At 42.9% G+C, this 12704-nt stretch carries 13 protein-coding genes; 5 read left to right on the top strand and 8 right to left on the bottom strand.

The annotated features are described in order from the left end of the window. Positions 1-52: 52 nt before the first annotated feature. Positions 53-595: an SseB family protein gene (locus tag ACHUFQ_RS16270; RefSeq protein ID WP_394176907.1), complete on the bottom strand. Its 543-nt coding sequence runs from the start codon at positions 593-595 to the stop codon at positions 53-55. A gap of 702 nt (positions 596-1297) precedes the next feature. Between ACHUFQ_RS16270 and ACHUFQ_RS16275 the strand changes: the two genes are divergently transcribed. Then, positions 1298-2293: an integron integrase gene (locus ACHUFQ_RS16275; RefSeq protein WP_394176908.1), complete on the top strand. Its 996-nt coding sequence runs from the start codon at positions 1298-1300 to the stop codon at positions 2291-2293. Between the two features lie 26 nt (positions 2294-2319). Here the strand turns inward: ACHUFQ_RS16275 and ACHUFQ_RS16280 are convergent, their stop codons facing one another. The 6 genes from ACHUFQ_RS16280 to ACHUFQ_RS16305 all read right to left on the bottom strand — a co-directional run bounded on the left by ACHUFQ_RS16280 (position 2320) and on the right by ACHUFQ_RS16305 (position 6656). After that, entirely contained in the window at positions 2320-2556 is a 237-nt protein-coding gene (locus ACHUFQ_RS16280) for a hypothetical protein (protein WP_394176909.1), read from the bottom strand. Between the two features lie 22 nt (positions 2557-2578). Beyond that, the gene (locus ACHUFQ_RS16285; RefSeq protein WP_394176910.1) at positions 2579-3337 is read right to left on the bottom strand and encodes a Nif3-like dinuclear metal center hexameric protein; all 759 of its coding nucleotides are present in this window, start codon (positions 3335-3337) and stop codon (positions 2579-2581) included. 122 nt (positions 3338-3459) lie between these two features. After that, positions 3460-3792, bottom strand: a complete 333-nt coding sequence (locus tag ACHUFQ_RS16290; RefSeq protein WP_394176911.1) for a Fis family transcriptional regulator — start codon at positions 3790-3792, stop codon at positions 3460-3462. Positions 3793-3804: 12 nt separating this feature from the next. After that, positions 3805-4266 carry a YccF domain-containing protein gene (locus tag ACHUFQ_RS16295; protein ID WP_394176912.1) on the bottom strand — a complete coding sequence of 154 codons (462 nt, stop codon included), beginning with the start codon at positions 4264-4266 and terminating at the stop codon, positions 3805-3807. A gap of 70 nt (positions 4267-4336) precedes the next feature. Further along, positions 4337-5854 carry an FGGY family carbohydrate kinase gene (locus ACHUFQ_RS16300; RefSeq protein ID WP_394176913.1) on the bottom strand — a complete coding sequence of 506 codons (1518 nt, stop codon included), beginning with the start codon at positions 5852-5854 and terminating at the stop codon, positions 4337-4339. 34 nt (positions 5855-5888) lie between these two features. Then, positions 5889-6656, bottom strand: coding sequence for a class I SAM-dependent methyltransferase (locus ACHUFQ_RS16305; protein ID WP_394176914.1), 768 nt, complete (start codon positions 6654-6656; stop codon positions 5889-5891). Between the two features lie 193 nt (positions 6657-6849). Here ACHUFQ_RS16305 and ACHUFQ_RS16310 point away from each other — a divergent pair, with 193 nt between their 5' ends. The 3 genes from ACHUFQ_RS16310 (at position 6850) to ACHUFQ_RS16320 (ending at position 10204) form a co-directional block, all read left to right on the top strand. After that, entirely contained in the window at positions 6850-7614 is a 765-nt protein-coding gene (locus tag ACHUFQ_RS16310) for a hypothetical protein (protein ID WP_394176915.1), read from the top strand. A gap of 91 nt (positions 7615-7705) precedes the next feature. Next, a complete protein-coding gene (gloB, locus tag ACHUFQ_RS16315) occupies positions 7706-8503 on the top strand; it encodes a hydroxyacylglutathione hydrolase (RefSeq protein WP_394176916.1) in 798 nt (265 codons plus the stop codon). Between the two features lie 87 nt (positions 8504-8590). Beyond that, positions 8591-10204 (top strand): LysM peptidoglycan-binding domain-containing protein, encoded by a 1614-nt coding sequence (locus tag ACHUFQ_RS16320; RefSeq protein ID WP_394176917.1) that lies wholly within the window; start codon positions 8591-8593, stop codon positions 10202-10204. Between the two features lie 705 nt (positions 10205-10909). Here ACHUFQ_RS16320 and ACHUFQ_RS16325 read toward each other — a convergent pair. After that, a complete protein-coding gene (locus ACHUFQ_RS16325) occupies positions 10910-11512 on the bottom strand; it encodes a glutathione S-transferase family protein (RefSeq protein ID WP_394176918.1) in 603 nt (200 codons plus the stop codon). A gap of 109 nt (positions 11513-11621) precedes the next feature. On the opposite strand from ACHUFQ_RS16325, the gene ACHUFQ_RS16330 reads away from it, so the two are divergent. Then, positions 11622-12605, top strand: a complete 984-nt coding sequence (locus tag ACHUFQ_RS16330; RefSeq protein ID WP_394176919.1) for a Solitary outer membrane autotransporter beta-barrel domain — start codon at positions 11622-11624, stop codon at positions 12603-12605. Positions 12606-12704: the final 99 nt, after the last annotated feature.

Here is a 12704-nt window from a genome sequence, read left to right on the forward strand (position 1 = left end):
TTCCATGCTTAGAGATGGGGTGATGTGGGAAGCGCCAAAAGCTCAAAATTAACTATTGACGCCATAGTCTCTTGTTAGCTGTAATTTTACTCATAAGATACTGGATTTGACCTTTATTTAAGGGCAAAGCATTCTCTGCTGGATTAATTACAACACCGTGATACTCACCCATTTCAAGAGCCCAATGCCATGCATCTTGAGGTGGAAAAACTAAAGTACTTACAGGTTGGTCAATATATTTACCTAATGCCTCCCAATCAGTAAAAAGTGGAAGGTACATATTACCTTGTTCGTCTGATGTGTTAAGTACTTTGATCAGGCTATCTTTTTCAATTACTGTTTGACCATTTTCATCTGGTTCTGAAACGTGCATTTCATCCGCGAATATAGCAACAAGATAATTAGACTTATTAAGTTCCAGCAATAATGCGTCCTTTGCATCATTGCTGGTATCGGTTTTCAACCGATTCATTGCCGCAATTAAATTTGGGTTGGTAACAGCGACATTAACATCTATTGGCGGAGGAACATCAGCTACAGCTTGAGAAGCGGCAGCTGCTGTTCCGAATAATAATGATTTCAACTTTTTGAGCACGATACTTCCTTTTACAGCTAACAGTTTATTATGTAGACAGCATGGTAAATCCTGTCTACGAACATTCTCATAAACTACCAGAAAAGAACGCAAATTCAAGCCATTAAACACCAACTATACATTCAGGCAAACCGAAGCCTTCATTTTCGTAATTATTACTGAGCCATCATAGTAATGGCTCTATGACACCATTGAAAAGCACTCATTTTCATAAACTTAATTGCTAACTCTTAAATGTTATTTGGTATTACTGAGAGGTATTAGTGATTCTAAACCGTATTTTTCTCGATACTGAGACGCCTTAGTAAACCTCCGGAGACGCGAGCGATTGATTAATATTTTCAATATTTTGGTTAGTACTCAACTGGTTTTGCAGAGCATTACTAGGAAGTCTTAGTTTCCTAATGCACACCGTTATTGTATTACTGAGTTTGCATAGTAATTATCAATTCAATCATCTTATTTATCCTTAATTTCATGCAGTTAGTAAGTTACTGACGTCGTTTAGTAAGTATTACTAAGAAGTCATGCTAACAAGGGATGCACTTAATAATTTTTTGTTCAGAATTAGAGGATTAACGACAGGAAAGTGACAATTCAATGGGTAAAGGAGAGAAGGCTGAGTAATGTCTTTGAGCACATATTGGTAAAAGTGGCCAACCTAACTAAAACTGTATATTCATACAGCACCAGGAGTCAACTATGGCCACATCACCTTTTATTGAAAACATTCGTCATGTATTGAGAACGAAGCATTACAGTATTCAAACCGAAAAAACCTATTTAACCTGGATAAAGCGGTTCATTTTATTTAATCAAAAGCGTCATCCTGAAGAAATGGGAGAAGAAGAGGTAAATCGCTTTTTGTCACATTTAGCAGTAGAACGGAAAGTGACGTCTTCAACACAGAATCTAGCTTTATGTGCCATCGTATTTATGTATAAGCACGTATTAAACCGCGAATTAATATTGCTCGACGACGCTATACGCGCGAAAGCCCCAAAACGAGTTCCGGTGGTATTGTCAAATGACGAGGCAATGACATTGATCGACTTTATGCCTGGCGCCTATCGGCTAATGTTTTCAATTTTATACGGGTGCGGCCTGAGAAAAGCTGAAATGTTAAGGCTTAGGATAAAAGATATCGATTTTACCAATCAGTCTATCTTTATCTTTCGCGGTAAGGGGAATAAAGACCGGGTAACCATGTTACCGCAATCTTTGGTGCCCCAGCTCAAAGCACAGATAGAAAAAGTTAAGCACGTGCACCAAAAAGATATTGCCGAGGGCCAAGGAAAAACCAGTTTACCGTCAGGCTTGGCAAGAAAATACCCGTATGCGATTACCGATTTAAAATGGCAATATCTCTTTCCGTCCACAACCCGTTGTCAGCATCCTACAGATGGTTATTATTGCCGTCACCACCTTCATTGGTCTGCATTGTCGAAAGTACTAAGAAAAGCGGTGAAACAAAGTGGAATTAACAAGCATGTTACGGCACATACCTTTCGCCATAGCTTTGCAACCCAATTATTGCTAAATGGTTCAGATATTAGAACGGTTCAAGAGCTGCTGGGCCATACGGATTTAAAAACTACGCAAATATACACCCACGTTATTGGCCAGCATTCTTCTGGGACATTGAGCCCTATTGATAGAAATCAATTAATACAAGACATGACAAATACTGATAGCTGAGCTCGACTTATTCCATGCCGTAAAGCCTAGGATCCTTTCCCCATCTTCGCCGGAGCCGGCGCCCCGTATTCGGCTTTAAACTCAGCCATCACTTGTTCTAGGGCGGTAGCATCGACAAGGGTATCGAGATTTTCCAGCAGAATGGTGAGAAGGTAATTGTTTGAATAGTGATACTGGCTATTTAGCACTCGAAGATTCTCATAGGCTTTTTCTGAAAGCCCAACACTTAATTTTTTCGGTAATGGGTATCGTTTTGCAGCCATTTAGATTTCCTGTGCTTATTGGTTAAACGGGATTATCGATATCAACAAACTCAACATCTAAACCGTGTTCTCTGGCCAGATATTCGCCAAGCGCTTTAATGCCATAACGTTCGGTAGCGTGATGCCCCGCCGCAAAAAAATGGATATCCATTTCTCTGGCCACATGGGTCGTTTGCTCGCTGGCTTCGCCAGTGATAAAGGCATCAATACCCTGCTCTGCAGCCAAATCAATATAGCCTTGACCACCACCGGTGCACCAGGCAACGGTTTTAATCGGCCGGTTACTACGACCAGAGATATGCAATACGTCACGATTCAGTCTTTCCTCAATGCGTGACGCGAATACTGAACCATCAACCTTGTCATTAAGTTCACCGCGTAAACTTACACTCAAAGGGTTTTCCTGCTCTAATGGACCGGTAACTTCGATATCTAATAATTTGGCGAGTTGAGCATTGTTACCTAAGGTTTCATGAATATCTAACGGTAAGTGATACGCGAATAAATTGATGTTGTTATCCAGCAACATCTTGATGCGTTTTTGCTTCATCCCAACAATTGGGTAAGCCTCGTTCTTCCAAAAATATCCATGGTGCACCAAAATCGCATCAGCGCCCTTTTCAACCGCCTTTTCCAGTAACGCGTAACTTGCCGTTACACCAGTAACTACTTTACCGATCGTCTCAGAGCCCTCAATTTGTAGGCCGTTCGGACAAAAATCCTTGATACGACCCGGTTGTAGAAGCTCGGTTAGAATTTTTTCAAAATGTTGACGTTGCATGGATAATTCTCAGAATAAAGTTACAAAAGTTAATATTCGATGGGGAAAGATAATATCATGAACCGGAGAAACAGCGAACTAACAAGACGTTCGCTCAGAGTGCAGCCAACGTGTTTATCCCGTTAATGATTTAACCGTTTATTCCAGTTACCATCATGTTGTTGCTCACAGCTTTGCTCGCTATCAAAACGAACCTGTTTGTGAACTTGCTCAAGATTGATTCCGGCACCGGCCAATTTTTCTTTAATCAGGTTTCGGATTTCTTCCACATCTACCTGAGTAATTTGTTCATTGGTTGCAAATACACAAATCACCGTCAGCGAACCCGGAAATCTGTCGTAATTTACGGTGTGGGTAAGCCATTGAAATCCTGAACATTCTTCTAAAGCGATATCACATGCTTCGGTAAGTACCTTGCGGATAATGTTGTCCGTTTTTTTATCGCTTTTACGCATAACACCCCATGATTAACGATTGGCACGCATACTTTGTAATTCAATATCAGCGCGATGTTGACGAGCGGCAGCGGCCAGCTCTTTAGAAACCACGGTTTTACCAATTGGCGCAATGGAAATACCGGCAAGTTTTAGATGTTGAATGGCAAATGGAATACCAATGATAGTGATGAAACAGCAAATTGCCGATATCACGTGCCCTAACGCCAGCCAGAATCCTGCAAAAACAAACCAGATAACATTACCAACCACACCAAACTCTGAAGTTCCAATGTCTTCTTTTAAGGTTAACTCATCCCGACCGATCGCTTCTTTACCAAAAGGAAAAAACGAGAAACCCGCCATCACCAGGCAAGCTCGCCCCCACGGAATACCAACAATACTGATAAATGCCAGTAATCCAAAAAAACACCAGGCTAGCCCCATACAGATGCCGCCGAATAAAAACCAGATTAAATTACCAATTGTTCGCATAGTCGTTCCGATGTAATTGTTATTGTTCTAGCAATGATCAATATGAAGCCAAAGCAAACCGTAACATTGGCTATCGACACACAGTTGTTGTTGATTCACACATAGCGTTGACCGCAGATTCAAAGTCCGGGTAAAAGCCTTGCCCTACCGCCGCTATAATCGCTGCGCCGCGACCACCCGTGTGTACTTGCTCATTTTTTCGGACATCAAGATTACACACCTCAGCCAGTAAGTACAACAATACCGTCGACTGTTGGCCTCCACCACTGACGATCATGCGAGTGAATCGACGTTTATGCCGGGCTTCCATGCGTAATTTTGCATCTCTTATCTTGAGCGCCAGCCAATGCAATAAAGCCAGATATTCGATGCCAATCTGCCGCATGGGCTCTGGATCCTTGTTTTCAGGGCACCCTTGGCTATCCCACCGAAAAATATCGCCAATGCGGCATTGATTAAGATCAATGGGATCGGCAATCGACAGATCTGAACAGACCTGCGAAATTTGATTGGACAATGTATCATTTGCATCCAGATCAATAAGGTGAGCACAAATCCAGTCTTGCAAATGTGCTTCTGATAACGTATCTGCATTCAATTCGTTATCTTCAATCATATGCTCACATTTCCAGGCAACGAATTCCCGAAGTAAGCGACAACCGTAATCCAGCATTTCCTCTGCTAAATAATAGTCTTCATTGAATGTTGGATATGCCGGGTAAAACGGCTTGGGCCCTTTACATTTAACCACCAGACAATTTACCGTGATCGCCGTTCCAAGGCTCACAAACAGGCTACTCTCATCGATAACGCCAGAACCAAGAAGCTCACAGGTTTTATCGGCAGCGCCGGCAACAACCGGGACACATATTTGCGTGTCATGAATGATAGCCGTGTAATCGCCAAGGTCGGTTCCGGGCTTACACAGCTTAGGTAGCCAACTGGCGTTAACGTTCAATGCTGACCATTGCCAGGCCCAGGATTTTAACCAACGTCGACGTTTAAAACTTAACGGTAAATGGGCAATCATATTTGCCCAACTGTCTGTGTAATTGCCAGTCAGTTTGCCTTGCAAATATCCCGACAACTGACAAACTTGATGGGTTTTCATCAACCCTTCAGGGTGATGTTCTGCCACCCAATTTACCGCGGCTTGTTGTTGTAATTTGTCTATCTCGCCTCGTTGACCAAGCGCGGTAAAAACGATGCGCCAATACCAGGGCAATTGTGGCACCTGCGTTGCTCGTCGCCCCTGATACCAATACAATATCGGTAGAATCGCGTCTTTATTTTTATCCAAATAGACAAAGCTGTTACGTAGGCAGGTCAATGATATCGCGGCTATCGTACAGTGTTGTAAATGCCCTTCTACGGTTTGCCCGATAAGATCATCAATTAAAGATTTAACCACATCGACCATTTGTTGCGGATCACTTTGCCACGGATAAATACTCGTGCATGTAATATCCATATCAATGTGAGTGCGGTAAGCCAGCTCTCCGTTTAAACCATACAGGTATCCGCGGATAGACTGACTCCCCAAATCGATACTGGCGACTAATGTGGTGCGTTTCGGGTTCTGCTGCAAACGAAAACTCTACACTTTATGTTGTTATTATGTTTTACAGGTTATCAGATTTTTTGTATTGACGGCTATGGCCTTGCATGGATGTGACTTTCACCGGCTGAAAATTAGGTCTGAGCTGCCATTTTGGCCGAATTGGCGTCAACGGGTGAACGCGTTTTTTCGCAACAATTAAAAATACCGAACCAAACATGCTCAAATAATTACTGGCAAACTTTTGCCAGTGCTTACCGAGCCAACCTTTTTGATCTAAGGGATTTACCAATGTTGAGTGCAAGAATCGATCATCGGTAAGAATTTCGTAGCCAAGCAGATGCAACCAGTCTTTTATCCGCATCGGCGTAAAAAATCGGCCTTGCCAGGGCATGGCCTGGCGGCGAAATGGAATATACCGATTAAGACCTGCTAATGAAAATGGGTTAAAACCACTGATCATCAAATGCCCGTTAGGGATCAGTACGCGATCAATTTCACGCAGTATATGATGCGGATCGAGCGCAAACTCCAAACTATGCGCCAAGACACAGGCATCTACGCTGTGTAATTGAAAAGGTAAATCGTCGATTTCAGCCAACACATCACCAAATGGGTGCGAGTGACAAACATTAACCTGATGTTTAATCATCGAAGTACTGGTATCGAGCTGGGCGCTAAGACTCCCCAGTTTTAACAAGTGATAGCCAAACATTCTTGGCCACCACGGCCGCATGGCATCCCCTATAGCATCTGCCACAAGCAATCCATTAGGCATATCTTCCCATTTAATCGGAACGTCCGGATCTTTAAATGCTAACGCTGGTTTCATCAAAATATAGGTTTATCACTTGTGTTGTTTCAAAATACTGGCGTGAATACTCAAACGCCAATGCTCAATGCTTAACAATTTGGATTATAAACACTTTTTATAATACACCATGAAAATAATTTGCTCGACTATACTTTACCTGTTTGAAAAACGCGTTTTGCCTGCTTTAAGTCTTATGAGAGGTATATGACTGATGAACTCCTTAACTAAATTCACCTATCCTACCCTACTCAGTGCTGCCATGTTATTTCCCCTAAATGCGCTGGCCGATGAATGGCAATTTATGATTGAGCCATATCTTATGGGTACTAATATTGAAGGCGATTTCGGCTCTGGAAAAATTGAGCAAGCCGAAGTTGATGTGGATTTTGGTACCATTCTCGACAATCTGGATATGGCAGGCATGATCCATATGGAGGCAATAAGCCCTGGAAATATTGGCCTCGCGTTTGACTATGGTTTTATGGACTTAGGCGGTGGTCGCAGCTTTGAAACCGGACAAGAACTCGATGCGGGTGTCAGACAAGGTGTTATGGAAGCACAGATTTTTTATCGAAATCAACTTCAGCATGCCTCGATCGACTACATAGCGGGGGTTCGCTGGTGGGATAATGATATTGATATTGACGTTGATTTGCCGAATCTTGACCAACGATTATCAGCATCGGTAGAACAAGACTGGGTAGATTTTGTCGTCGGTTTACGCTGGTATTCCTACTTAAGTGAAAATTGGACCTTTGAATTGTATGGTGACATCGGTGGTTTAGATTTTGCGTCCGAATTTACCTCGAAAGTAAAAATCGGATTACAGTGGCAAATGACCGATTTACTGACCTTAGATATGAAGTATGTCGCGACTTGGGTAGATTATGAAACTGGCTCTCCTGGTGAGCCTGGTTATTTCTCCTACGATACCGTCACCCATGGTCCGGTGCTGGGTTTGGTGTTTACTTTCTAAGCAATCGCAGATAATCACAGATAGCCCAGTTTTCTTTCTCAATACTGTCGTTATAATAGGACTTGCACAATTGACTGCCTGAGGGCTATTTATGCAAGTTTCTGCAATACCGGCATTTTCCGACAATTATATTTGGGCCATTCATTCTTCGTCTGCGGATAATTCCCTATGTGCGTTGGTGGATCCTGGAGACGCATCCGCCTGTCTAACCTTTCTCAATCGAGAAAACCTACAACTTGCCACTATTTTGATTACCCATCACCACCGCGATCATACCGGAGGTGTAGAAGCACTATTAGCTCACGCGAAGCAACAAGGCTGGAATGTAACCGTTTATGGCCCATCCCGTGAAAATATCAAACATATTACCCACTATGTAGGCGAAGGCGATCTGGTCGAGTTATCTTATATCAATCAAACGTTTTCGGTTATTGATGTACCCGGACATACAAGGGGGCATATTGCCTATTACAATGACTCCCAAGCTGGCACATTATTTTGTGGCGACACCTTGTTTTCTGGCGGTTGCGGGCGATTATTTGAAGGTACACCCGAACAAATGCTTGCTAGTTTGAATAAGCTCTCGGCACTACCAGCAAGTACAAAAGTGTACTGTGCTCACGAATATACCCAGGCAAATTTAACATTTGCGCGAACTATTGAGCCTGAAAATAGTCAACTTATTGAGTATGAATTAAAAGTACAAGAACTCAGAAATAAGGACATTGCGACTATCCCCACCAGTATCGCTACTGAATCGCAAATAAATCCCTTTTTACGTAGCCACAACGAGGCATTGAAGGCACAGGTTCAACACCTTACCGGAGAGACATACGCCAGTGCAGTGCAGGTGTTTGCCGCAACTCGGTTACTAAAAGATAACTTTTAATTTATTTTCTATTGCTTAAGAAAAAGATATGATGCGCAATATTACTAGGGGTGATCCCGCGCGCATTCAATAACAAATAGAGCTGTTATGAAAAAACTAATACTTCCACTGTCGTTTTCCTTGCTTGCTGCCTGTCAAACGACAGAGCAACAGTCTGTTCCAAAAAGTTTAACAAACAACCCTAATGCTGCTGAAAACATTGATGTTTATCAGGCGCTTATTGTCGATGAAACCGCCGATGTCATTCACCCTATTGCCGATGTCGATATTCCGCTGGGCGACGATAACGTAATCGCCAGTAACAATATCTGGGAGCGTATCCGAGGCCAATTAACCTTCGAGGTGCCGGAAAACCGCAGTGTTGCCACCCATCGAAATTGGTATGCAAAACATCAAAGTTATTTGGATCGGGTGAGCAAACGCGCTGAACCATTTTTGTACTACATCACTGAAGAGCTGGAAAAGCACGACATGCCAATGGAATTGGTGTTGCTGCCTATTGTTGAAAGTGCCTATGACCCATTTGCCTATTCTCATGGCAGTGCCGCGGGTATGTGGCAGTTTTTATCCGGCACGGGTAAACAGTTTGGTTTAAAACTGGACTGGTGGTATGACGGCCGTCGCGATGTCGCCGCATCCACACAAGCAGCTATTGATTATTTAACCTACCTGAATAAACGATTTGATGGCGATTGGTTGCTGGCCCTTGCCGCCTATAATTCGGGTCAGGGAAGAGTATCCCGTGCAATAAAACGCAATAAACAAAAAGGCATGCCAACGGATTTCTGGAGTTTAGATCTTCCTAAAGAAACCCGTGATTATGTACCAAAGCTTCTCGCACTAACGGCATTATTAAAAGAGCCGGAGAAATACAATATTAGTTTCAAACCGATCGCCAATAAGCCGGTGATCTCAAAAGTCGATATCGGCTCACAGTTGGATTTATTGCTTGCCGCTGACATGGCGGATCTAACCATTGAAGAGCTACATGCGTTAAACCCTGGGTTTAATCGTTGGGCAACAGCCCCAGACGGGCCCCATTACCTGCTCATACCCAACAACAAAGTGGATGCCTTTAAAGCCGACCTAAGCAAGCTTGACAATGATAAACGCTTAACCTGGCAACGCTATAAAATTAAAAATGGCGACAGTTTGAGTGTGATAGCCAGCAAATTTAATACCACCACCAAGGTGATTAAACAGGTAAATAAACTATCTGGCAATAATATTCGTGCCGGTAAATATCTACTGATCCCTACGGCGACCAAATCTCTGGATCGTTATACGTCGTTAGAAAAAGTCGCTATTGCTAAGGCGAGCAAGAAAGGCACCGGCAACAAGCTAACCTACACGGTTAAAAAAGGCGATACCTTATGGGATATTGGTCGCCTCTATAAAGTAAAGAGCACAGATATTGCTAAATGGAATGGTTTTGGCCCTAAAGACACCCTGCGTTTAGGGCAAAAACTGGTGATCTATACGCCATCAGCGATTTCACAAGCCAGTTCTGTTAGCGCCAGCAATAGCCAAACCATGCGAAATATTCGTTACCGAGTGAGATCAGGCGATTCTCTTGCGCGCATTGCCAATAAATTCAATGTCACGATTTCAGACATTGAAAAATGGAATAAATTGAGCCGTAAGAACTACTTACAGCCTGGCCAGATGCTAAAACTTTCGGTCAATATCACCTCGATTTAAGTTTTAGTGTTTAAAAAAAAAAGCGGCTTCCAGCCGCTTTTTTTGATCAAGGGTTCAGAGATGTTGAAATAGGTGTCGTTTCCGAACTTCAAAGCCTCATTCCGGTCTGTAAACCAAACTAGACGTCATTCCGGTCTGTAAACCAAACTAGTCGTCATTCCGGTCTGTAAACCACACTAGTCGTCATTCCGGTCTGTAAACCGCACTAGTCGTCATTCCGGTCTCCGAACCGGAATCTAAGTTTCTGACTAAAGATACCGGGCTACCCCGGTATGACGATTATAGGTTTTTGCGTGTCTCAGCTTCTGAACGACTTCAACGTTTAGGCTTCGACACAAGGTGTTATGCCCGCTTCCGAGCCACCTAAAACGTCATTCCGGCCTGTAAACTGCACTAGTCGTCATTCCGGTCTCCGAACCGGAATCTAAATTTCTGGCCAAAGATACCGGGCTACCCCGGTATGACGATTATAGGTTTTTGCGTGTATCAGCTTCTGAACGATTTCAACGTTACTCCGGCTTCCGAGCCATCTAAAACGTCATTCTAGTCTGTAAACCACACTAGACGTCATTCCGGTCTGTAAACCAAACTAGACGTCATTCCGGTCTCCGAACCGGAATCTAAGCTTCTGGCCAAAGATACCGGGCTACCCCGGCATGACGATTATAGGTTTTTGCGTGATTCTGCTTCTGAACGACTTCAACGTTACTCAGGTGATGTATAAGGACATTGCTCCATCGCAAGGAGTTTGCGATGATAGGCCTTAATCGCCGGGAAGCTATCACAATGTCCGGTTTTTTCGGCCCATAAGGTGGTATAGCTGATAATAATATCGGTTACGCTAAATTGATCACCTAACATAAACGGGTGTTTGCTTAAGTGATCGTCAATCACCTTCAACGATCGAGACAATTCATATTTGTTCTGCTTGCAAATCGCCTCAATTCTTCTGTCTTCACGGTAAACAAAGGTATTTCTGGCGTCACTCCAAAGATGAGCTTCAACCTCTGACAATATGTAAGCACACCATTGTTCATGCATCGCTCGCTGAAATGAGCCTGTCGCAGGAATTAACTGCCCTTCAGGTTTGCTGTCCGCCAAAAACGTACACATTGCTACCGATTCGATCAAGGGCTTACCGTCAACGAGCATTGCAGGTATTTTCCCTAATGGATGTACCAACTTTAATTCATCACTACCAAACAACGCTTTTGCATCTTTGCTTTCATAGGGGATTTTCAATTCCGCCAATACCCAGTGAACGCGCGCGCTTCGGGTCGGCGCATATTCATAAAGGACAATTTTCATCATTCACTCCAAAATAAATTTTTGTGTGTTGATGAGTATAGCCATGCACTATCATCTAGACTGTTAATTATCAATGCGTTACGTATTCTTAAATATGAAACAACACTAAATGCAAAAGTCCGCCATTATTTTCATCTGTGCCCTGCTAAATCTTTGCCGTACAGCGTCTGCGCAAGATCACGAGGAAATGTTCTCCCCCTCGGATGAATTCTCACAAATTTATGCGTCGTCTGTTGTCCTTATGGACAGTGACGCTCTGTCATTTGGGGTTGGCAATTTTGATCCTGAAGAGATATTGCAACCGAATAACAATAACCTCAATACCGATTCCATCGATCTTCGTAATCAAATTTCGGTATTTTCAATCCCATACACCATTGAACTTGGGTCAGATCTGGCGACCTATCAAGACTATTTGCAGCTGCAAGTTGCCTATATTAAACAAAAAGGCGAAGTGTCGTTAGAGGAATCATTAACCCCAGATCTAGATAAAGAAGAAGTCTTTGCGATTAATCTCAGTATTGCCAGGCAACTTTATCTGGATAAGAACTGGTCAATCACACCGACGATTGCCGCCTATTTTTTACACTACAAAAATACCCATTCATACAACAGTGAACTGTCTCAGTCGTTGCAGGAGGAATTAGATGCATTGCTGTTTAATCAAAAAAAGAACGCCATTATTATTGAGCCCGGTGTGGAGTTTGCTTACCTAAAGGATAATGACTGGGGAAGTTGGGAATTTAAAAGTGAACTTCACTATATGCAAGGTCGCACTACCTCCCGCCTTGCCGATGGTGAATATGGCTATCCTAATGGCTGGCGTGTCATAAATGGATTTAAACTAAAAAACACCTTTGCTCAAGCACGACTTTTCGCCAATGACTTTTATCTGAAAGCAAATCGCATCGACATTACAGGAGATACGGTTACCTCTTTAGGTACACGCCATTATTACGAAGTCGGTTTTGGTATTTTATGGGATCTTCGAAATATGACAGATCTCGTCGAAAATGTTGGCATTGGTATCAACATCAATCACGGTAGTGCGGTAAGCGGTGGCAGTATCGTCTTATATTTTAATGAATGGTAGCGTTGAATCATAGCGCGCAACACTCATACCAATCACATTAAGTTTGTGCACAACTCAGAGTTAGGGCAGAGGTTCAGTTACAACATAGATTTTATTGAT

Source organism: Thalassotalea litorea (genome assembly GCF_043642205.1).
Taxonomy (GTDB): domain Bacteria; phylum Pseudomonadota; class Gammaproteobacteria; order Enterobacterales; family Alteromonadaceae; genus Thalassotalea_A; species Thalassotalea_A litorea.

Bases quoted from the DNA above. Each gene is read 5' to 3' on its own strand.
- ACHUFQ_RS16325 (WP_394176918.1), bottom strand. From the start codon at position 11,512: ATGAAAATTGTCCTTTATGAATATGCGCCGACCCGAAGCGCGCGCGTT.
- ACHUFQ_RS16285 (WP_394176910.1), bottom strand. From the start codon at position 3,337: ATGCAACGTCAACATTTTGAAAAAATTCTAACCGAGCTTCTACAACCG.
- ACHUFQ_RS16290 (WP_394176911.1), bottom strand. From the start codon at position 3,792: ATGCGTAAAAGCGATAAAAAAACGGACAACATTATCCGCAAGGTACTT.
- ACHUFQ_RS16320 (WP_394176917.1), top strand. From the start codon at position 8,591: ATGAAAAAACTAATACTTCCACTGTCGTTTTCCTTGCTTGCTGCCTGT.
- ACHUFQ_RS16275 (WP_394176908.1), top strand. From the start codon at position 1,298: ATGGCCACATCACCTTTTATTGAAAACATTCGTCATGTATTGAGAACG.
- ACHUFQ_RS16280 (WP_394176909.1), bottom strand. From the start codon at position 2,556: ATGGCTGCAAAACGATACCCATTACCGAAAAAATTAAGTGTTGGGCTT.
- ACHUFQ_RS16310 (WP_394176915.1), top strand. From the start codon at position 6,850: ATGAACTCCTTAACTAAATTCACCTATCCTACCCTACTCAGTGCTGCC.
- gloB (WP_394176916.1), top strand. From the start codon at position 7,706: ATGCAAGTTTCTGCAATACCGGCATTTTCCGACAATTATATTTGGGCC.
- ACHUFQ_RS16330 (WP_394176919.1), top strand. From the start codon at position 11,622: ATGCAAAAGTCCGCCATTATTTTCATCTGTGCCCTGCTAAATCTTTGC.
- ACHUFQ_RS16305 (WP_394176914.1), bottom strand. From the start codon at position 6,656: ATGAAACCAGCGTTAGCATTTAAAGATCCGGACGTTCCGATTAAATGG.
- ACHUFQ_RS16295 (WP_394176912.1), bottom strand. From the start codon at position 4,266: ATGCGAACAATTGGTAATTTAATCTGGTTTTTATTCGGCGGCATCTGT.